The sequence below is a fragment of the Streptomyces sp. Root431 genome (assembly GCF_001426585.1).
Classification (GTDB): domain Bacteria; phylum Actinomycetota; class Actinomycetes; order Streptomycetales; family Streptomycetaceae; genus Streptomyces; species Streptomyces stackebrandtii.
The window spans coordinates 786,458-808,170 of the sequence record NZ_LMEI01000001.1 but is presented as its reverse complement, the minus strand read 5'-3'; the positions used below and the strand labels follow the sequence as shown (position 1 = coordinate 808,170).

Below are 21,713 nucleotides of genomic sequence, written 5' to 3'. Positions count from 1 at the left end.
AGAACGAAACGCGCATTGCGCATGCTGCAACGCACGCACTTGGAGGGGATCCGCCCATGAAGCTTCCTGCCCGCCCCCGAGCTCTCGGCTTCGCTCGAGCAGGGGGGACCCCCATCGCCGCCACGGCCGCCGCACTCCTGCTCGCGGGCCTCACCGCCACCGCCTGCGCGCCCCAACCCCAGACGGCCCACGGCAAGGCCGCGGCGGACGAGAAGAGCGGCACCCTGCGCGTCTGGCTCTTCCAGGAGGTGAGCAACAAGCCCAAGGAGCAGGTCGTCGAACAGGCCGTCGCCGCCTTCGAGAAGCGCAACCAGGGCGCGAAGGTCGAGGTCGAGTACATCCCCGTCGAGACCCGCGCCCAGCGCGTCAAGGCCGCCTTCAACGACCCCAAGTCCGCGCCCGACCTCATCGAGTACGGCAACACCGACACCGCCGGATACGTCAAGGACGGCGGACTCGCCGACATCAGCGCCGAGTTCGCGGCCTGGGACGAGGCCAAGGACACCGACCCGACCGCCCGGCAGTCCGTCACCGTCGGCGGCAAGGTCTACGGCTCCCCGCTCTTCGTCGGCCTCCGCGCCCTCTACTACCGCACGGACGTCTTCAAGGAACTCGGCCTCGCCGCCCCCAAGAGCCAGGCCGAACTCATCGCCACCGCGAAGAAGATCCGCAAGGCGAAGCCCGACCTGTACGGCATCGCCGTCGGCGGCGCCTACACCTACGGAGCCATGCCCTTCGTCTGGGCGGCGGGCGGCGAACTGGCCACCGAGAACAACGGCTCATACAAAGCAGCGATCAACAGCGAGGCCGCCCTCAAGGGCATCACCACCTACACCTCGCTCTTCGGCGACGACAACTGCCCCGCCGCCAAGTGCGCCCAGATGGGCGGCAACGCGACCGTCACCGCCTTCGCCTCCGGCAAGGCCGCCATGGCCATCGGCGGCGACTTCAGCCACGCGGCCGTCGAGGCCGGCACGGTCAAGGGGAAGTACGCGGTCGTCCCGCTGCCCGGCACGGCCCCCGGCTCGATCGCCCCGGCCTTCGCCGGCGGCAACAACATCGGCGTCCTCAAGAGCTCCTCGCACCGCACCCTCGCCGTCGACCTCCTGAAGTCCCTCACCGGCAAGGACACCCAGGCCAAGCTCTTCGACGCGATGGGCTTCCTGCCCACCTACACCGACGTGCGGGCCGCCGCCGCACAGCGCCAGCCCTTCGTGAAGCCCTTCATCGACACCCTCGACGCCGGCACCAAGTTCGTCCCCGCGTCCCCCGGCTGGGGCCAGATCGACTCCTCCCTCGTCCTGCCGACGATGTTCCAGGAGGTCGTGAGCGGCCGTAAGGACGTCAAGGCGGCGGCCGACGACGCCGCGAAGAAGATGGACGCGGCCTTCGCGCCGGCGAGCTGAGACGCATGACGACCCCACTCGACCTCGCCGAGAAGCGGACCGGCACGACCGCGCGCCCGGCCCCCCGGGGCCGCGTGCGGGCCCCCCGCACCGCCCGGCGCACCAGCGCCTGGACCCCCTGGCTGTACCTCCTGCCCGCCCTCGTCGTCATCGGCGGACTCCTCGTCTACCCCGTCTACCAGCTCGGGCTCATCTCCTTCCTGGAGTACACCCAGGCCCAGGTCAGCGGCGGCGAACCCACGTCCTTCAAGGGCTTCGGCAACTACACGGCCCTCTTCACCGACCCCCAGTTCTGGCAGGTCCTCCTCGCCACCGTCCTCTTCGCCGCCGCCTGCGTCGTCACCACGCTCGCCGTCGGCTGCGCCCTCGCGGTCCTCCTGACCCGGGTCCGGGCCCTGCCCCGGCTCGTCCTGATGGTGGCCGCACTCGGCGCCTGGGCCACGCCCGCCGTCACCGGCTCCACCGTCTGGGTCTTCCTCTTCGACCCCGACTTCGGGCCGGTGAACCGGCTCCTCGGCCTGGGCGACTTCTCCTGGACGTACGGGCGGTACAGCGCCTTCGCCCTCGTACTCCTCGAAGTCGTGTGGTGTTCCTTCCCGTTCGTGATGGTCACCGTCTACGCGGGCATCAAGGCCATCCCGTCGGAGGTCCTGGAGGCCGCCGCCCTCGACGGCGCCTCGCAGTGGCGGATCTGGCGCTCGGTCATGGCGCCGATGCTCCGGCCGATCCTGGTCGTCGTCACCATCCAGTCGATCATCTGGGACTTCAAACTCTTCACCCAGATCTACGTGATGACCAACGGCGGCGGCATCGCCGGCCAGAACCTCGTCCTCAACGTGTACGCGTACCAGAAGGCCTTCGCCTCGTCCCAGTACAGCCTGGGCTCGGCGATCGGCGTGGTCATGCTCCTGATCCTGCTGGCCGTGACCCTGGTCTACCTGCGGCTCCTGCGACGCCAGGGAGAAGAACTGTGAGCGCCCCGTCCTCCTTCCGCATCCGGCGGCCCGGGCGCCTCGCCGCCGAGGCGGTCACCCTCCTCGTCGCGGCGGTCGTCGCCTTCCCCCTGTACTGGATGGTCCTCTCGGCCCTCAAGCCGGCGGGCGAGATCCAGTCGACCGACCCCCGGCCCTGGACGCTCTCCCCGTCCCTCGACTCCTTCCGGCGGGTCTTCGAGCAGCAGGACTTCGGCCGCTACTTCCTCAACTCGCTGATCGTGGCGGGCACGGTCGTCCTCGCCTCCGCGCTCATCGCCTTCCTGGCGGCGACGGCGGTCACGCGGTTCCGCTTCCGGTTCCGGACGACGCTCCTCGTCATGTTCCTGGTCGCCCAGATGGTGCCGGTCGAGGCGCTCACCATCCCGCTGTTCTTCCTCATGCGGGACTTCGGGCAGCTCAACACCCTCGGCTCGCTGATCCTGCCGCACCTCGCCTTCTCGCTCCCCTTCGCGATCTGGATGCTCAGGGGCTTCGTCAAGGCGGTCCCCGAGGCCCTGGAGGAGCAGGCCCAGATCGACGGGGCGAGCCGCACCCGGTTCCTGTGGCAGATCCTCTTCCCGCTCGTCTTCCCCGGCCTCGTGGCGACGAGCGTCTTCTCCTTCATCTCGACCTGGAACGACTTCCTCTTCGCGAAGTCCTTCCTCATCAGCGACACCTCGCAGTCGACCCTGCCGATGGCGCTGCTCGTCTTCTTCAAGCCCGACGAGAACGACTGGGGAGGCATCATGGCCGGTTCGACCGTGATGACGATCCCGGTCCTCGTCTTCTTCGTACTCGTACAGCGCCGCCTGGTCTCGGGACTCGGCGGGGCGGTGAAGGACTGACGCGATGACCGACGACGTGAACCTCATTCCCGCGCCGCTGACCGTCGAGCGCGGTGAAAGTGCCCCCGCCCGCGTCGCGCTCGACGAACGCACCACGCTCGACGCGGGCCCCGGCACCGGGTCCACCGCCCGCTGGCTGCGCGCCGCCCTGGGAGCCGCCACCGGACTGCCGCTCGCCGACGGCCCCGGCCCGTACGCGATCCGGCTGCGGATCAGCGAGGAGGTGGCGCGGGAGCACGGCCCCGAGGGCTACCGCCTGTCCACCCGAGGCCCGGCGGACGGCTCGGCCGGCGGCGCGGCGGTCGTCATCGAGGGCGGCGGCCCCGCCGGGGTGTTCTGGGGCGCCCAGACCCTCCGGCAGCTGCTCGGCCCGGAGGCGTACCGCAAGGCGCCCGTGGCGGACGGGCCGTGGGAGCTGCCCGCGGTCACGGTCCAGGACGGCCCCCGCTTCGGCTGGCGCGGGCTCCTCCTCGACGTCTCCCGGCACTTCCTGCCCAAGGACGACGTCCTGCGCCAGCTCGACCTCCTCGCCGCCCACAAGCTCAACGTCTTCCACTTCCACCTCACCGACGACCAGGGCTGGCGCATCGAGATCAAGCGCCACCCCAGGCTGACCGAGGTCGGCGCCTGGCGGGCCCGTACCAAGTGGGGGCACCGGGCCTCGCCGCTGTGGACCGAGACCCCGTACGGCGGCTTCTACACCCAGGACGACATCCGCGAGATCGTCGCGTACGCCGCCGAGCGGCACATCACCGTCGTCCCCGAGATCGACCTCCCGGGCCACGCGCAGGCCGCGATCGCCGCCTATCCCGAACTCGGCAACACCGACGTCGTCGACACCGCCTCGCTCACCGTCTGGGACACCTGGGGCATCAACCCGAACGTCCTCGCGCCGACCGAGGCCGTCCTGCGCTTCTACGAGGGCGTCTTCGAGGAGGTCCTCGACCTCTTCCCGTCCACCTTCGTCCACGTCGGCGGCGACGAGTGCCCCAAGGACCAGTGGAAGGCCTCCCCGGCCGCCCAGGCCCGCATCAAGGAGCTGGGGGTGGGGGACGAGGACGGCCTCCAGTCCTGGTTCATCCGCCACTTCGACCGCTGGCTCGCCGCTCGCGGACGCCGTCTGATCGGCTGGGACGAGATCCTGGAGGGCGGCCTCGCGGAGGGCGCGGCCGTGTCGTCCTGGCGGGGGTACGCGGGCGGGATCGCCGCCGCCGAGGCCGGCCACGACGTCGTCATGTGCCCCGAGCAGCAGGTGTACCTGGACCACCGTCAGGCGCCGGGCGAGGACGAGCCGATGCCCATCGGGTACGTCCGCACCCTGGAGGACGTCTACCGCTTCGAGCCCGTCCCGCCGGGGCTCTCCCCGGAGGCCGCCGCCCACATCCTGGGAACCCAGGCCAACGTCTGGACCGAGGTCATGGAGAACCGGTCCCGCGTCGACTACCAGGTCTTCCCGCGCCTCGCCGCCTTCGCCGAGGTCGCCTGGTCCGCGCTGCCCGCCCCGGAAGCCCGCGACTACACCGGCTTCGCCCGCCGGATGGACACCCACTACCGGCGCCTGGACGCCCTCGGCGTCGACTACCGCCCGCCCGCCGGCCCCCACCCCCGGCAGCGGCGTCCGGGAGTGCTCGGCCGGCCCCTGGAAGGGACGCCCCCGATCGTGTGAGGCACCTCGCTCCCGCGGTTCACCCAAGAGCGGCGAAAGGGAAGTTACCGTCGCTCCTGGGGCGTCCCGGGCGGAACAGTCCTTCGCGGACCCTCGCGCCGGACGGCTCGGAAGATGTGCCAGAGTTGCCACGTCCGGCCTGTGAGCACGTACGGTACGCCCACACGCAGGCGCGACCGCCGGGCACAGTCGGGGACCACCGGGACACCGGGAAGGGGCAGCGGGTTGACCACGCACGCACCACAGACGGCGCAGTCCGTGACGCTGCCCGCCTCGCTCGACGAGGCCGTGGCGGCGCTCACCGCCATGCCGGCCGCCGTGCCCGTCGCCGGCGGCACCGACCTGATGGCCGCCGTCAACAGAGGTCAGCTCCGCCCCGCCGGACTCGTCGGCCTGAGCCGCATCAACGAGATCCGCGGCTGGCAGTACCAGGACGGCCACGCCCTCCTCGGCGCGGGCCTCACCCACGCCCGCATGGGCCGCCCCGACTTCGCCGCCCTCATCCCGGCCCTCGCCGCCGCCGCCCGCGCCGCGGGACCGCCCCAGATCCGCAACGCGGGCACCCTCGGCGGCAACGTGGTCACCGCCGCGCCGACCGGCGACTCGCTGCCCGTGCTCGCCGCCCTGGAGGCCGACCTCGTCGTCCTGGGCCCGCTCGGCACCCGCGAGATCCCCGTCTCCCACCTGCTCGCCGGCCGCGACCTGCTGGCCCCCGGCGAGCTGGTCGGCTTCGTCCGCGTACCGCTGCTCCACGCCCCCCAGGTCTTCCTCAAGGCCACCGGCCGCACCGGCCCGGCCCGCGCCACCGCCTCCGTCGCCGTCGTCCTCGACCCGGCCCGCCGCGGGGTGCGCTGCGCGGTCGGCGCCGTCGCCCCGATGCCGCTGCGCCCGCTGGAGGCGGAGCGCTGGATCGCCTCGCTGGTGGACTGGGACAACGACCGGGGCCTGGCCCCGGAGGCACTCACGGCGTTCGGCGAGTACGTCGCCGCCGCCTGCATTCCTGACCCGCCGGGCGACGAACAGCTGCCGCCCGCCGTACTGCACCTGCGGCGCACGGTCGCCGCTCTCGCCCGACGGGCACTGGGGAGGGCACTGGCATGAGCAACGACGAACAGCACGGGAACCCGGGCGGCTGGGAGCCGATCCCGCAGAGCGAGGGCTACGACGGCGACGCGACCGCCTTCGTCCAGCTGCCGCCCGACTTCATGCTGGACGGCGTGCCCCTGGAGGCGCCGGGCCACGGCTACGTACCGCCGATGATCATGCCGCTCCAGCCGCTCACCCCGGGGGCGGCGACCGACCCGGCGGCGACGGGCACGTGGACGGTGCACCTGCCGACGCAGGCGGAGCAGGTCCAGCACTTCGACGAGGGCCAGGACCACGCCCAGGACTTCGGCCAGGGCCAGGGCCAGAGCCAGGGGACCGAGTACTTCGAGCAGGGCGAGTACGTCCAGCACGTGGAGCAGCACGCGGAGGGGTTCGGCCAGGACCCGCACGCGACGGCGGAGTGGAACTTCGCGGGCTCGGCGGGCGCGGTCGACACCTCCACGGGCCAGTGGGAGATCCCGGCCGTCCCGGAGACGGTCGCCGCACCCGAGATCGCCGTACCCGAGATCGCGGTACCGGAGATCGCGGTACCGGAGGCGGTCGAGCCCGCGCTCCCCACGTCGTACGACCAGGCCCCGGCGACCCTGCCGGGCGGCGCGCCCGCGCCGTGGGCGCTGCCGGAGGAGCCGGTGGCGGAGGCCGGGGACGAGTCCGAGCCGGAGTCGGAGCCCGAGCCCGACGCGGACACGAACCCGGACGCCACGGCCGAGACGACCTTCGCACCGGATCCCGCCCCCGTAACCGCTCCCGCTCCCGAGGCGCACTCCACCGACAGCGACGAGCACCCCCACATCTCGTACACCCTGCGGGTCAACGGCACCGACCGGCCCGTCACCGGTTCCTGGATCGGCGAGTCCCTGCTCTACGTCCTGCGCGAGCGCCTCGGCCTCGCCGGGGCCAAGGACGGCTGCTCCCAGGGCGAGTGCGGCGCGTGCAACGTGAAGGTCGACGGCCGGCTGGTCGCGTCCTGCCTGGTGCCGGCGGCGACCGCCGCCGGGTCCGAGGTGCGGACGGTCGAGGGCCTCGCCACCGACGGCGAGCCGTCCGACGTGCAGCGGGCGATGGCGAAGTGCGGCACCGTCCAGTGCGGCTTCTGCATCCCGGGCATGTGCATGACCGTGCATGACCTCCTGGAGGGCAACCACGCCCCCACCGAGCTGGAGACCCGCCAGGCGCTCGCGGGCAACCTGTGCCGCTGCTCCGGCTACCGGGGCGTCCTCGAAGCCGTACGGGACGTCGTCGCCGAGCGCGAGGCGAGCGCCGCGGCCGCGGCGCCCACCGGGCACGAGGCCGCCGGCGAGGCCCGCGTCCCGCACCAGATTCCCCACCCGCACGACGGAGGCATGGCGTGAGCAGCGACGCGACCACCGCCGTTCCCGTTCCCCCTGTCCTGGACACCCCCGGGGCACTGGACCAGGAGCCGGCCGCGCACGGCCTCGGCACCTCGCTCCCGCAGGCCGAGTCACGGGCGAAGACCGAGGGCACCTTCCCGTACGCCGCGGACCTGTGGGCCGAGGGCCTGCTGTGGGCCGCGATCCTGCGCTCCCCGCACCCGCACGCCCGGATCGTCTCCGTCGACACGACGGCCGCGACGGCCATGCCGGGCGTACGGGCCGTGGTGACGGCCGCGGACGTGCCGGGCGCGGCGACGTACGGCCGCCGCGTCGCGGACCGGCCCGTCTTCGCCTCCGACCTGGTGCGGCACCACGGCGAGGCCATCGCGGCGGTCGCCGCCGACCACCCGGACACGGCCAGGCTCGCCGCGGCCGCGATCAGCGTCGAGTACGAGGTCCTCGACCCGGTGACCGACCCCGAGAAGGCCTTCGCCGCGGAGGCGCTGCACCCCGACGGCAACCTGATCCGGCACATCCCGCTGCGCTTCGGCGACCCGGAGGCGACCGGCGAGGTGATCGTCGAGGGCCTGTACCGGATCGGCCGCCAGGACCCGGCGCCGATCGGCGCGGAGGCCGGCCTGGCCGTGCCCCGCCCCGACGGGGGCGTCGAGCTGTACACGGCCTCGACCGACCCGCACACCGACCGGGACCTGGCCGCCGCCTGCTTCGGCCTCCAGGCCGAGCAGGTCAAGGTGGTCGTGACGGGCGTCCCCGGCGCCACCGGAGACCGGGAGGACCCGGGCTTCCAGATCCCGCTGGGCCTGCTCGCGCTCCGTACCGGCTGCCCGGTCAAGCTCACCGCTACGCGCGAGGAATCCTTCCTCGGCCACGCCCACCGGCACCCGACCCTGCTGCGCTACCGCCACCACGCGGACGCGGAAGGCCACCTGGTGAAGGTGGAGGCGCAGATCCTGCTCGACGCGGGCGCGTACGCCGACTCGTCGTCCGAGTCCCTCGCGGCGGCCGTGGCCTTCGCCTGCGGCCCGTACGTCGTCCCGCACGCCTTCGTGGAGGGCTGGGCGGTCCGGACGAACAACCCGCCGTCCGGACACGTGCGCGGCGAGGGCGCGATGCAGGTGTGCGCCGCCTACGAGGCGCAGATGGACAAGCTGGCGGCCAAACTGGGCGTGGACCCGGCCGAGTTGCGCATGCGGAACGTGATGGCGACCGGCGACATCCTGCCGACCGGCCAGACCGTGACCTGCCCGGCCCCCGTGGCCGAACTCCTCGCGGCCGTACGAGACTTCCCGCTCCCGCCGCTCCCCAAGGACACCCCGGAGGACGACTGGTTGCTGCCCGGCGGCCCCGAGGGCGCGGGCGAACCCGGCGCGGTGCGGCGGGGCGTGGGCTACGCCCTCGGCATGGTGCACATGCTGGGAGCGGAGGGCATGGACGAGGTCTCGACGGCGACCGTGCGGGTCATGGACGGGGTGGCCACGGTCATCTGCTCGGCCGTGGACACCGGTTCGGGATTCTCCACGCTCGCCCGGCAGATCGTGCAGGAGACCCTCGGCATCGACGACGTGCAGGTCGCGCCGGTCGACACCGACCAGCCGCCGGCGGGCCCGTCCGCCCACGGCCGCCACACCTGGGTCTCGGGCGGGGCGGTGGAGCGCGCGGCCAAGATGGTCCGTACGCAGCTCCTCCAGCCGCTGGCCCACAAGTTCGGCATGTCGACCGAGCTGCTCCAGATCACCGACGGCAAGATCACCTCGTACGACGGAGTGCTCTCGACGACGGTCATGGAGGCGATGGACGGCAAGGAACTCTGGGCCACCGCCCAGTGCCGCCCCCACCCCACCGAGCCCCTCGACGCGGACGGCCAGGGCGACGCCTTCGTCGGCCTCGCGTTCTGCGCGATCCGCGCGGTGGTGGACGTGGACATCGAACTCGGCGCGGTACGCGTCGTGGAGATGGCCGTGGCCCAGGACGTCGGCCGCATCCTCAACCCGGCCCAGCTCGCCACCCGCATCGAAGCGGGCGTCACCCAGGGCGTCGGCGCGGCCCTCACGGAGAACCTCCGCACCGCCCGCGGCCTGGTCCGGCACCCCGACTTCACCGGCTACGCACTTCCGACATCCCTGGATGCCCCGGACATTCGCATCGTGAAACTCGTCGAGGAACGCGATGTCGTAGCCCCCTTCGGCGCGAAGGCGGCGAGCGCGGTCCCGGTCGTCACCTCACCCGCCGCAGTGGCCTCAGCGGTGCGCGCGGCGACCGGACGCCCCGTCAACAGGCTCCCGATCCGCCCGCAGGCGGCTGTGGCCGTGCCCAATTCGTAACCATGTGATGTCCGTTGCTTGTGCAACCGAGAGGTGCGGACTGTCGTCGTTCCTGACTACAGTGGACTCCTAGACTTGGTAAAACGCGCACGGTTGTTCACACGGGGGAGGAGCGCGGGCATGGAAGCCTCGTTGGGTGGGATGGCGTCCGGGATGCGGGCGGCGGCCGTCAAGTACAGCGCCGACTCCATGGAGTCCTTCAGGAAGCAGGTCGATGGACTCATCGACCAGCTACAGGGCTCCTACGCCGGGCCCGGGAAGCTGAAGGCAGACCCGGTGACCCGTTCCCAGTTCGGCGGAGGCGGCGGCGCCTGGGGCGAGGCCGAGGGCGCCTATGCGGCGTACGACGGGACTCTCGCGCGCCTGGTGGAGCTCTCGGGTCTGCTCAACGACTGCCTGGAGGGCCTGGGGATCGCGGTCGTCGCCTCGAAGAACGGCTTCGAGGAGATGGATGACGACATCAAGCGCAAGATGATCAACATCCACCAGCGGACCTTCGACGCCAAGGAGAAGGCGGACAAGGAAGCGGGCCGCGGAGCGCCGGAGAGCACCGGCAACCAGGCAGCCGATGGCGACGACTCCTTGAAGTAGGCGGGTGCGGACGGAATGTCGGGGACACGGGGAAGAGGCGAGGGATGAGGCCTGCAGAGGGCGGCGGAGGCGCCGGCGCGAGCGTCGGCGGAACGAACTTCCGCAGCATGAAGCATCAGCAGATGCTGGACTGGCTCAACGAAGCCAAGGGCGATGCCGTCGGCGACGCGGCACAGCGGTTGTCGGTCGTCTCGGAGCAGTTGGAGCACATCGCCGGCCAGCTGCGCGCCAGCATGAGCCGCATGGACTGGGAGGGCGAGGCCGAGAAGGCCTTCGTCGAGTGGGCCAACAACGTGGCCAACTCCACGGCCGGGCTGGCCGACTACAGTGCGCGCGGCGCCATCTGGATGAAGGAGAACGCCGCCGCGATCGGCTTCGCGCAGAGCGCCATGCCTCCGTACGCCTCCCACGAGGTCGCCAAGGCGAACCTGGAAGCCGCACTGAAGCAGCGCAACGACCCCGACTCGCCGACCGTCGCCCGCAACGCCAAGAACGCCATGGGGCCCAGCGAGGAGCTCGCGGCCATCGCGGCCAAGGAGGAGGCGAACCGGCAGGCGGCGGCGACCGAGATGATCCGCCTCTCGCAGGCGTACCAGTGGTCGAGCTTCCAGATGGGGACCACGGAAGCGCCGACGTTCCCGCCGCCGCCGGGGGCGTTCGTCCCGGAGGACCCGGACGGGCGGGACGGCTCTTCCTACATCGGCTCCACTCCGCAGGGCGACAGGTCCGGCGGTACGGACACGACCACGGGGACGCAGCGGACACGCACCGAGTCGGATGGCCACCGGTCCACGCCTGACACGACCGTGACCCCGCCGACGGGCGACACGCACGGGCCGACCCAGGTGGTCAGGCCCGACGACAGCACTGTGGCCAGGCCCGACGACAGCACGGTGGTCCGGCCCGAGGTTCCCGTGGACCTGGGCATCGACAGCGTGGACACGCTGCCGTCCCCGACCCAGACGAACCCGGGCCCGGGGCCGACGCAGGGCACGCCCCCGCCGATCACGAAGGACGGCGGTACGCCTCCGTTCGTGACCACCGGCATGCCTCCGCTGCCGACGAAGGGCGGACCGGGCCCTCTGGCCCCCACCGCTCCCGTCACCGGTGGTACCGGCAACCCCCGCGGCCCGGTGACCGGCGGCCAGCGCTCCGGTCTCCACGTTCCCCGCGAGGGCATCAGCGGCGGACGCCAGGTACAGAGCACGCAGGGGCGTCCCGCGACGGGCCTGCCGCGCAGCATGGCGATCGGCACGGAGCAGGGCGGCCGCAACGGCACGGGCATGGGTCGCGGCCCCATGGGCGGCGGTTCCATGGGCGGCGGCGGCATGGGCGCCGGACAGAACGGCATCAGCGGCGGTCGCCGCCTCGCCGGTGAGACCGGCGGGGTCGTCGGCGGCAAGGCACAGCGCCCCGGCGCGGCCGGCACCGCCGCAGGCGGCGCGCGTCCCTTCACGCCCGGCGGCTCCGGCCTCGTGCGCGGAGGCACCACGCAGGCCGGTGACCGCGAGGACACCAACGGAGAGCGTCCCGACTACCTTGTCGAGGACGAGGAAACCTGGCAGCAGGGCAACCGCCGCGTGGCGCCGCCCGTCATCGACTGATCAGCGCGAGGAAGAAGATGTCTACCAGCAGTACGCGTCGGAGCCGTGCCCGAGTCACCGCCTCGGCCGCCTTGGGGATGCTGCTGGTGGGCATCGCTTCCGTCCCCGCCCACGCGGAGGACTTCCGCGCCCAGCAGTGGCACCTGGACGCCATGGGCGCCGAGGAGATCTGGCAGCTCAGCACGGGCAAGGGCGTCACCGTCGCGGTGATCGACTCCGGTGTGGACAAGCAGAATCCGGATCTTCGGGGTCAGGTGTTGGAGGGCAAGGACTTCGCGGCCGCTGTCCAGTCCGGCGACCAGTTCACCGACTACACCGGGCACGGCACGGGCATGGCAGGCATCATCGCGGGCACCGGTGAACGTGATGGTGGCAACGGGGCATTCGGACTGGCCCCCGGCGCAAAGATCCTCCCGGTCCGCGTTCCCCGGCTGGAGGGCGGCAACGCCAGCATGACCCAGGGCGAGGAGGACTTCAACCGCGACGTTCCTCCAGCGATCAGGTACGCGGCTGACGCCGGCGCCAAGGTCATCAACATCTCCCTGGGCACGGGGGAAGGCTCGCAGCAGCTCACCGACGCGGTGAAGTACGCCCTCGACAAGGGATCACTCGTCTTCGCCGCCGTCGGCAACAGCGGCGACAAGGGCAACCTCTTGGAGTTCCCGGGTGCGACTCCCGGTGTCGTCGGGGTGGGCGCCATCGACAAGAAGCTGACGCGAGTCTCCAATTCCCAGCATGGCGACCAGGTCGACATCGTCGCGCCCGGCAAGGACATCGTGCACGCCTGCGGCGGTGGCACGGGCATGTGCAAGTCCATCGGTACCAGTGACGCCACGGCCCTGGCCTCCGCCGCCGCCGCGCTCCTGTGGTCGAAGCACCCCGACTGGACCAACAACCAGGTCCTGAAGGTCATGCTCAACACCATCGCGAAGCCGAAAGGTGGCGACAAGCGCAGCGACTTCATCGGGTACGGGGCCATCCGTCCGCTCCGTACGCTGAAGACGCCCGGCGACCCCGGCCCGGCCGACGTCCGGCCGATCGACGACCTCACCGAGGTCGCGCCCGAGACCGCGAGCGCCACGCCTTCCGCCCCCGAAACCCTGCCCCCGGCCGACCCCGGTCCGGTGGAGACCACCACCGTCGCCCCCGCGCCGGCCCCGCAGGCCGCCGCCGAGGAAGGCGGCAACACCGGCCTCTGGATCGGGCTCGGCATCGGTGCCGCCGTGCTCCTCGGTGCCGGCGTGGCCGTATCCGTACTCCGTTCGCGGCGGAGCTGAGTCCGTCCGTCTCCGCCGCTGAACATCCGTGACTCACATGGAGAAGTAGATGTCGTTCGACGAGGAGTGGGGCCAAGTCCGCAGCGAAGCAGCTGCGATGAGGCTCAACAGCGTGCCCGCCGAGGGTGGCGGCGGTGGCGGTCCCAGCGACTACAAGGTCACCTCCGCCGACCTCAAGGCCATCGGCAACGAGGCCCAGGAGCTCTTCCACTGGTTCGAGCGCGATGCCTTCCACGCGGGTGCCCAGACCGGCACCGCAGCCAAGAGCCTCGATGGTGACGGCTTCCTGACCGGTTCGGCGATGTGGACCATGTGGGACACGTGGCGCGACCAGTGCGAGACGCTCCTCAGCGCCTGCGCGCACATCCACAACCACCTTGAGGACACGGTCATCAGTCACGCCAACCATGAAGAAGTGCTGGTCACGAACTTCTCCATGTCCACGATCGACGCACACTTCAAGTAAGCCGACGGCGCGGCACGGCACGGTACGACGCGGTACGGCAACGGCTGACGAGGGACGTTAGATGCTGAAGTTCGACCAGGTTCTCCACGCCCATCTCGGCAGCCTCAAGGAGGCTGTCACGGGCTGGTCGGAGGCGGTTTCCAAGCTGGAGAAGTCCAAGGAGAAGGCCGAATCCGGTCTCCAGGGCAAGGCGGACAAGGCCGATTGGAAGGGCGAGAACGCCGGGGTGACCCAGGCGTTCGTCCGGAAGACCGCCAAGGAGTTCGGCGACGCCCTCACCGAGGCGACCAGCATCCGCAACATCCTTCGGGACGCGGAGAGCGAGTTCCAGGCCGCGAAGAGCGAGCTGGAGAAGCTGGTCGCGGAGGCCCCCGGCAAGGGGATGCGGATCGACCAGCAGGGCACCGTCAGTCATCTGATCCGCCCCGACAGCCGGTCCAAGGACTACGACGGACCCAAGCCCGAGGTGGCCGACTTCGAGGCCATGTCCGCGGCGATCAAGGCCGCGATCGACCGGGCGAACAACGCCGACGACGTGGCGTCCCGCGCCCTGCGCGGCCTCGTCGGCGCCGACAAGAACAACTTCTCCGGCACGAAGTACGACTCGCTCGCCGCCGCCTCGAAGGCCCAGGACGCCGAGGACGCGCACGCCGCCTACGAGCTGTACAAGAAGGGCGACGAGGCCACCCCGGCGGAGATCGACAAGCTCAACGCCCTGTTCAAGAACAACCAGAAGGACCCGTACTTCGCTGAGAAGTTCGCCCTGGAGGTCGGACCGAAGGGCAGCATGGAGTACTGGGCCGACATGGGCGACCCGAGCGACGGCTCGCGCCTCGGTGTCGACCACCGGGACAAGCTGAAGGAACTCCAGACGAACTGGAGTATGACGCTCGCCACCGCGACCCACTCCACGAGCCCCGAGATGGAGCAGTGGAAGGCCGACGTCATCAAGGCCGGCAGCGAGCCCATCCAGACGCGCGGCACCAGCCCGTACGGCTTCCAGGTCATGAGCAACCTGATGCGGGCCGGCGAGTACGACGACAAGTTCCTGAAGAACTACGGCAACGCCCTCGTCGTCACCGAGCGGAAGATGACGCACGACGGCCGGCTGCCCGCCGACCGTGCCTGGCAGCAGATGGGCGGCATGCCGAGCCACCTGAACTGGCAGGGCGGTGACCTCGGCAAGGACCCCATGATCGGTTTCATGGAGGGGCTCGGGCACAACCCCAAGGCGTCGACGGACTTCTTCAACAGCAGCATCGACGTCACGCCCGAGAACACCAAGGACAACAAGAAGCTCGACCCGTTCGACTACTTCACCAAGGACCGCGGGTGGCCCGAGGAGCTCAACGACAAGGGTGACCGGACCAAGGAGCCCGGCTACAACGCGCTCGGTCACGCCCTGGAGTCCGCGACCACCGGCCACCCGTACGACGCCGAGGCCGAGGGCCTCAAGGACGTCCGGACCAAGGAGAACGCGGAGGTCATGCAGAAGGTCGTCGAGCGGTACGGCAGCGAATCGAAGTTCATGCACGAGCAGCCGGGCATCGACGACAGTCTCGGCAAGATGGGTGCCGCCTACATCGACGAGCTGAACCGGTCCCTGGAGACGAACAGCGACTCGACGATGGAGGAGCAGGAGCGATCGCCCTTCGGCGCCAACGACGCCAAGGGGAAGTCCCGGTTCGGCGAGGAGTTCGACACCGGGCTGCTCTGGAACCGTGGTGATGCCATCAACTTCATGGGCATCGTGTCGCAGAGTGAGAGCGGACACTCCACGCTGTCGGCGGCCGAGTCGCTGTATACGACGAGCGTCCTTGAGCAGGTGGGCCCGAAGCCCGGGACCGACTTCCAGGACCGGGACCTCACTGACGCGCGGACTACCTTGCGCATCGGGTCGGAGGCGCAGGGAATCATGGACGGGTCCCGCATGGCGCAGATCGACATGGACTACGAGAAGGACTCCGAGGAGCACAAGAAGGCCGTCGCCAAGTCGACCGAGTGGGTCAAGTTCGGCGTCGGCGCGGTCGCGGCGGGCGGCGTCGTAGCTTTGACCGGCGGTGCCGGCGGCGTACTCGTACCCCTGGCGGCCGAGACGGTCGGCGGCGCGGTGACGACCTTCATCGGGATGGAAGCCGATGACCTGGCGGAGAAGTACGAGAAGGACGAGATGCTCAAGAAGAACTCGGACGAGCTGAAGGAGAAAGCTCTGACCGACGGCAAAGAGAACTCGCTCAGGCCTGGCATCGCCTACGCGACGGCCCCTGGCTGGACCTATGACCAGCGCAACATCCTCAATGAGGATCTGGTCGACCGCATCCGGACCGGGCGCCTGCACGCCCAGGACAACAACCTCCCCGACCCGTACGAGAAGAAGGTCTGACATGCGGTCTGCGCTGGAGAGGATCGGTGCGGCAGTCGTTGTGGCCGCTCTCCTCACGAGCTGCTCCGGCGGTGACGGCGGTGAAGCCACGAAGGAACCGGAGGGGCTGACGGCAGCCGAGGCCTGCGGGGGCTTGGCCAAGGATGAGCCCGCCGCTGCCGCGCTGAAGGCTGTCTTGGGCACCGAGCGCTTCGAGGACGACCTGTCGAAGCCGGACAAGGCTCTCGCCAGGCTGCGTGAGGACGCTGCCGCGCCGTGGGCCGACTCCTACCGGCCGCAGGCGGTGCGGTACTGCGGCCTCGATCCCGCCGAGGGCGGGCCGAAGGACCTCAAGATCGAGGTGGGAGCGGTGGGGAAGGGCCCGTACCTGGGCCCGAAGCTCGCCCCGAAGGTGACCTCCTATGCCTCGGGACTTGAGGCCTTCACCTCGTCGACCCTCGGCCATCTCTACTTCTCCTGTCGGCTCACGGCACCCGCCCACACCATCGTCGTCGAGACGACCATCTGGGGACCTGCCGACGCCCTGAAGACGGACTTGGAGCAGCGGACCCGTCTCATCACCCTCGCCAACGCGGCGGCCCGGCAGGTCTCAGCAAAGCTGGGCTGTGAGGACGACGGGCTCGCGAAGGGCGTGCCGTCGCCCACCGCGAACCCGACGTCCTGAGAGGGCAACTCATTCCATGCGCGCCACCGTCCGCAGGGTCGCGCTGCCGGCCGTCGTCCTCATGATGGCGGCGGTCGGCTGCACTTCGGGCTCCGACAGTGCGACCCCCAAGGGGCAGCCGGCGTCGGAGGTCTGCGGCGGATTCGCCGCGGATCCCACCGTGGCGGCCGCGCTGGAGGCCATCGCGGGCAAGGGCGCGTCGCTGACGAGTGACGGGTCCGAGCCGGAGAGGGTTCTCACGGAACTTCGGGAGGCGGCTCGGACTCCGCAGGGAGGCAAGGAGCGGATGCGGGGTATTCCGTTCTGCACGCTGGAGACGGCAGGGGATGAGAAGGACGTCCTGAGCATCGTCCTCCGCGAGGCCCTCGCCATCCCCTCGTCCGATTCCTCGGAGGAGTTCGTGACGTCCTACTCCGTCGGTCGGCTGGCGACCTCGTCCGACCTCTTCGCCTCCCTCTACTTCACGTGCCGGACGAAGGCGCCGGCCCACGAGATCCTCCTCGTCGCCGAGTTGGACCGGGCCGACGAGAACGAGGCCGATCACCCGGGGATCAGGGACGAGCAGATCACCCTCGCCAACGCGGCTGCCCGGCACGTGGCCGCCGCGTTGGGGTGTGCCGACGCGCGGCTGGTCACAGGCGTGCCGGCGAAGGCGCAGCCGTAGGAACGGGGGATTCCCCTCATTCGCCGTAGACCGGCATGGCCGCGATCTGGCCGCCACGTGCGATGAAGACGCGATGGGCGTCGCTGGCGAGCTGGTAGGGGCCCCCGCCCTCCATCCTCGCGCTGAACAGCTTCTCGCGGGTGGTCTTCTTCACCACCCGGACGGCACTGTCGTCGGGTTCGGGCAGCCAGACCGTCGTGCCTTCCACCGCCGGGGCGGTGATAGTGCCCTGTGTGGCGCCCAGTTCGCCCAGTACGTCCGACCACTCCGTGCTTGCGTGGCGGGCTTCGACGACCGTGCTGAAGCGGAAGGCCATGTAGCCGTCGACGGCGACGACGCTCTCGCCTTCGGCGGTCGGGCTGCCGAAGCCGAACTGCCGGTCACCCAGGTTGTGGGTCTCCTCCTTCCACAGGAAGTCGCCCTCGTCGAGACGCCTGGCCATCAGGTTGGGACCACCGAGATAGACGGTGTTGCCGCTGATCGAGGGGGCCTGGCCGTGGGTGCCCTGGCCCTTGCTCTTCCACACGGTCTCGCCTGTCGTGGTGTCCATGGCCTCGACGTGTCCGTCCCGGCCGTGGACCACGAGGCGCTTCCCGCCCGTGGCCGCCTTCGCGGGGCCGCTCGACGAGCGCGGGGACGTCATCGGGCGGGTCCAGGCGGTGGTGAGCGTCCAGGCGTTCACGGCGCGCAGCTGGTCGTCCTTCGTCACCACGTAGACATGGGTGCCGTCGGCGGCGAGGACGTCCTGGACGTCGCTGCCGGTCTGCCAGACCGGGGCGCCGGTGGAGGCGACGAACGCGTTCAAGGCACCGTTCTCGTCGCCGCCGACGACGAGCCGGTCGGCGACGGAGACGAATCCGGCGTCCGCGTCGATCTCCTTGGCCCGCCACCGCTCCCTGCCGTCCGTGACGGAGAGGGCGAGCAGCCCTCCCGTCTTCGCCCGCACGATCAGTACATCGCGTACGGGAAGGGGAAGGTGATCGCTCGGGGCGGTCACGTCGAGAGGCCCCCACAGCGTCTTCGGGGCTTCGCCCGGCGCGCTGTCGATGAGTGAGACGAAGGCCGCCTCGGGGGTCGCGACGGCCGGTGGCACGTCGGCGGTCGGGGACTTCTCCCCGTCCCGGCTCAGCCACCAAGCCCCTGCCCCACCGCCCGCGCCGAGCACGGCCACGCCGACCGCCGCCGCGGTGAGGAAGCGGCGCCGGGACGGCCTGCCTCCGGGTACGGCGGTCTCCTCGGTGGCCGCGAGGCGCTTCGTCGCGGTCTCGCGCCGCTTGATGTCCTCGGCGAGCGGACCCTTGCGCCAGGCGCGGTCGGCGCCCTTCGGCGGGGCGAAGGCCTGGGCCACCTGTGGGGGAGCCGGGCGGAACGCCGGGTCCTTCGCCAGGCACGGGCCGATCAGCTCCTGGAGCTCCGGCGGCACCAGGCTCAGGTCCGGGGTCCCGTGCACGACCTCGTACTGGACCGCGGCCACGTGAGCGCCCTCGAAGGTGCGCCGTCCGCTCGCCGCGTAGGCGAGGACCGCGCCGAGGGAGAAGACGTCCGAGGACGGGCCGACGCGCTGCCCGAGGACCTGCTCCGGCGCCCCGTAGCCCGGCGTGACCGGGATCTGGCCCGTGGTGGTGAGGGTCAGGCCGTGCTCGGGGCGGGCGATGCCGAAGTCGATGATCCGGGGGCCGGTCGAGGTGAGCACGATGTTCGCCGGCTTGAGGTCGCGGTGGATCAGGCCCGCCACGTGGATGTCATGCAGGGTGCGTGCGAGCTGGGCGGCGAGGGCGCGGACCGTGGGTACGTCCATCGGGCCGTACGTACGGACGGCGTCGTCGAGTGTCGGGCCGGCGAGGAACTCGGCGGCGATCCACAGCCGCCCGCCTTCCGTCTGCGCGTCGAGGACCCGGGCCACGCCGTGGCTCGTGACGGCCCGCGCCATGTCGGCCTCGCGGACGAAGCGCTGGGCGAGGTGCTGGTCGTGGGCGAGCTCGGGGCGGAGAACCTTGACGGCCGCGGGGGTGCCGGAGGCGTCGCGGCCGACGTACACCTTGCCCATGCCGCCCTCGCCGAGGACGCCGAGGAGGCGGTACGGGCCGAGCCGGAGCGGGTCGCCGGTGGCGAGGGGCTGCGTGGTCACGAGGCTGCTTTCCGAGTCGATGGGGGTAGCTGGGGCGCGTCGAGACGGCGGATCAGGCGAACGGGATGGCGACGACGGACGACGCCCCCGCCCCGAGGATCCGGGTCCGCTTCCTGTCGACGACGTACCGGGTCGCGTCCGTCGGGAACACCCAGGCCGAGCGGCGGGTCGCGCGGTCGACCGCGCTCAGACCGCCCTGGACGGGGGCGTAGACGTACTTCGTTCCGACCACTGGGACGCTCCGGAGTTCCGGTGTCAGGCTACGGCCGGAGGGAGTCTCCTCCCAGCGCTTGGCACCCTTGTCGGCGCTGACGACCACGAGACCGCGGCCGGACTCGTTGGCGTGGACGAGGCCGCCCGAGACGGCAGGAAACCCGAAGTCGGAACCCTTGCCGTGTTCCCACGCGACGACGCCGTCGGCGAGGCGCAGCGCCCGGAGGCGGTCACCGCCGACGTACACGTGCCGGTCGTCGGTCGCGAGCTGGCCGGGGGAGTAGTACTGGGAGAGTTCGAACGGGATGGTCCGCCGCCACAACTGGCGCCCGGTGCGCACGTCACGTGCCTGGAGATCGAAGGACGTGAGGTCGTCGCTGTTCTTGCCGAGGACCAGCAGATTGCCGACCACCCGGGAGAGCCAGGGGCGTGCGTTGCCCCACGCGTACGGCTGCCGCCAGAGCTCCTTGCCCGTGCGCAGGTCGACGGAGAGCAGATAGCGGCCGATCGCCTTGTCGTCTTCCCGGTTACCGATGCGCGAGGCGGCGAAGATCCGTCCGCCGGACGCGGTGAGGAGGTCCGTGCCGAACATGGAGCCCTCGAAGCCCTTGAGCTTGATGATCCGGGCGGATTCCTTACCGGTGAGGGGCGAGAGCGTGCGGATCTCCAGGGCGCTGGGGCCGTCGCTGGGGCCTTCGGACGTGTAGAAGGACGTTCCGTCCGTGACGATCTGGTTCGGCTCCGCCATCGAGTCGGTCCACAGCTCGGTGCCCTTCCCCGTGTCGAGGGCCCGGAAGGAGACCGTCTCCGCGAATCCCACGACATCGCCTGCGACCAGCGGCGTGATGCTCTCCTCGCGGTCGAGCGACTCGCCCCGCCACAGCGCCGCCGGCGCCCCGTCCGAGGCCGTCTTGGCCGGGATCGCGGTGGGGCCGGTGGGGGCCGGGGTGCCGCCGGCCGCGGTGGTGGTCTCCCGGGAGTTCACCCACGCCCACACCCCCGCGCCCGCTCCCGCGAGGCCCAGGACGGAGCCGCCGCCCAGGGTGAGGGCGCGGCGGCGGGAGAGCGGGGTGTTCGGGGTCGTCTCCGCGATCGCCGCTCCGGCCGGGACCGGGAGGCGGTGGGGTGCGTGGAGCCAGACGTCCGTGGCGCGGCGGGCGATGTCGGCGAGGAGGAGGGGAGGGAGGTGGTCGGCGAACTCGCCGTGGCCGTCGTGGAGATGGGCGGTCAGGTGGGCGGTGGTGGGGCGGGCCGCCGGGTCCTTGGACAGGCAGGCCGTCAGGAGCGGCAGCAGCGCCTCCGGTACGCCGGTGAGGTCGGGCTCGGCGTAGCGCACCCGGTACAGGAGGTCGGCCGGCGAGCCCGTACCGAAGGGGCCGTGGCCGGTGGCGGCGAAGACGAGGACGCCGGCGAGCGCGAACACGTCGCCCGCGGGCGGGTGTTCCTGGCCGCTCGTCTGCTCCGGCGACATGAAGGCGGGCGTGCCGGCTGCCGCTCCCGTACGGGTCAGGTGGTCGTCGCCGGCCGCGCGGGCGATGCCGAAGTCGATGATCTTCGGGCCGTAGGCGGTGACGAGGACGTTCGAGGGCTTCAGGTCGCGGTGGACCACGTCCGAGGAGTGCAGCTGGGCGAGGGCTCCGGCGAGCGCGGCGCCGAGGGCGCGGACGGTCGGCTCGGGGAGTGGGCCGCCGAGTGCGACGGCGTCGTCGAGCGGCGGCCCGAGGACGTACTCGGTGGCCAGCCACGGCGTCTCGGCGAGCGGGTCGGCGTCGACGACGGCCGCGCCGTGGCGCGCGCCGATGATCCGCGCCGCGTCCGTCTCCAGCCGGAAGCGCGCGCGGAAGGCGGGGTCGGTGGCGAGCCGGGCGTGCACGGTCTTGAGGGCGACCGTGCGGCCGCCGGGCGTGCGCGCCAGGTAGACCGTGCCCATGCCGCCGGAGCCGAGGCGGGCGAGCAGGCGGTACGTGGCGACGGCGGCCGGGTCGTCGTGGGTCAGGGGCGACAGCATGAGGTCAGGTCCGTCGGTCGAGAGCGAGAACGGGAGGGGAT

Annotated in this window: 16 protein-coding genes; 14 read left to right on the top strand and 2 right to left on the bottom strand. The window is 71.4% G+C overall.

Annotation, left to right across the window (positions count from 1 at the left end):
* Positions 1-56 precede the first annotated feature (56 nt).
* From ASC82_RS03570 to ASC82_RS03505, 14 genes are all read left to right on the top strand, one after another.
* The gene (locus ASC82_RS03570) at positions 57-1,406 is read left to right on the top strand and encodes an extracellular solute-binding protein (protein ID WP_056641219.1); all 1,350 of its coding nucleotides are present in this window, start codon (positions 57-59) and stop codon (positions 1,404-1,406) included.
* Positions 1,407-1,411: 5 nt separating this feature from the next.
* Positions 1,412-2,380 carry a sugar ABC transporter permease gene (locus ASC82_RS03565; protein ID WP_056641216.1) on the top strand — a complete coding sequence of 323 codons (969 nt, stop codon included), beginning with the start codon at positions 1,412-1,414 and terminating at the stop codon, positions 2,378-2,380.
* A complete protein-coding gene (locus ASC82_RS03560) occupies positions 2,377-3,225 on the top strand; it encodes a carbohydrate ABC transporter permease (protein ID WP_056641213.1) in 849 nt (282 codons plus the stop codon). Before ASC82_RS03565 ends, ASC82_RS03560 begins: the two co-directional genes overlap by 4 nt.
* 4 nt (positions 3,226-3,229) lie before the next feature.
* Positions 3,230-4,891: a beta-N-acetylhexosaminidase gene (locus ASC82_RS03555; protein WP_056641210.1), complete on the top strand. Its 1,662-nt coding sequence runs from the start codon at positions 3,230-3,232 to the stop codon at positions 4,889-4,891.
* A 225-nt stretch (positions 4,892-5,116) separates the two neighbouring features.
* The gene (locus tag ASC82_RS03550) at positions 5,117-5,992 is read left to right on the top strand and encodes an FAD binding domain-containing protein (protein ID WP_056641208.1); all 876 of its coding nucleotides are present in this window, start codon (positions 5,117-5,119) and stop codon (positions 5,990-5,992) included.
* Positions 5,989-7,350 carry a (2Fe-2S)-binding protein gene (locus tag ASC82_RS03545; protein WP_056641206.1) on the top strand — a complete coding sequence of 454 codons (1,362 nt, stop codon included), beginning with the start codon at positions 5,989-5,991 and terminating at the stop codon, positions 7,348-7,350. The genes ASC82_RS03550 and ASC82_RS03545 overlap by 4 nt, the downstream gene beginning before the upstream one ends.
* A 38-nt stretch (positions 7,351-7,388) precedes the next feature.
* Positions 7,389-9,674 carry a molybdopterin cofactor-binding domain-containing protein gene (locus tag ASC82_RS03540; protein ID WP_107105816.1) on the top strand — a complete coding sequence of 762 codons (2,286 nt, stop codon included), beginning with the start codon at positions 7,389-7,391 and terminating at the stop codon, positions 9,672-9,674.
* 120 nt (positions 9,675-9,794) lie between these two features.
* Positions 9,795-10,265, top strand: coding sequence for a hypothetical protein (locus ASC82_RS03535; protein ID WP_056641199.1), 471 nt, complete (start codon positions 9,795-9,797; stop codon positions 10,263-10,265).
* 107 nt (positions 10,266-10,372) lie between these two features.
* On the top strand, positions 10,373-11,869 hold the full coding sequence (locus ASC82_RS03530; RefSeq protein WP_242427529.1) for a hypothetical protein: 1,497 nt from the start codon (positions 10,373-10,375) through the stop codon (positions 11,867-11,869).
* Positions 11,870-11,886: 17 nt separating this feature from the next.
* The gene (gene mycP / locus ASC82_RS03525; RefSeq protein WP_056641193.1) at positions 11,887-13,146 is read left to right on the top strand and encodes a type VII secretion-associated serine protease mycosin; all 1,260 of its coding nucleotides are present in this window, start codon (positions 11,887-11,889) and stop codon (positions 13,144-13,146) included.
* Positions 13,147-13,243: 97 nt separating this feature from the next.
* On the top strand, positions 13,244-13,612 hold the full coding sequence (locus ASC82_RS03520) for a hypothetical protein (protein WP_242427528.1): 369 nt from the start codon (positions 13,244-13,246) through the stop codon (positions 13,610-13,612).
* Between the two features lie 61 nt (positions 13,613-13,673).
* Positions 13,674-15,995, top strand: a complete 2,322-nt coding sequence (locus tag ASC82_RS03515; RefSeq protein WP_056641190.1) for a hypothetical protein — start codon at positions 13,674-13,676, stop codon at positions 15,993-15,995.
* A 175-nt stretch (positions 15,996-16,170) separates the two neighbouring features.
* Positions 16,171-16,659, top strand: a complete 489-nt coding sequence (locus ASC82_RS03510) for a hypothetical protein (protein WP_242427527.1) — start codon at positions 16,171-16,173, stop codon at positions 16,657-16,659.
* 16 nt (positions 16,660-16,675) lie between these two features.
* A complete protein-coding gene (locus ASC82_RS03505; protein WP_056641185.1) occupies positions 16,676-17,323 on the top strand; it encodes a hypothetical protein in 648 nt (215 codons plus the stop codon).
* 16 nt (positions 17,324-17,339) lie between these two features.
* On the opposite strand, the gene ASC82_RS03500 is transcribed toward ASC82_RS03505, so the two are convergent.
* Positions 17,340-19,451, bottom strand: a complete 2,112-nt coding sequence (locus ASC82_RS03500; RefSeq protein WP_056641182.1) for a serine/threonine-protein kinase — start codon at positions 19,449-19,451, stop codon at positions 17,340-17,342.
* 52 nt (positions 19,452-19,503) lie between these two features.
* Positions 19,504-21,672 carry a serine/threonine-protein kinase gene (locus ASC82_RS03495; RefSeq protein ID WP_056641179.1) on the bottom strand — a complete coding sequence of 723 codons (2,169 nt, stop codon included), beginning with the start codon at positions 21,670-21,672 and terminating at the stop codon, positions 19,504-19,506.
* Between the last annotated feature and the right edge of the window lie 41 nt (positions 21,673-21,713).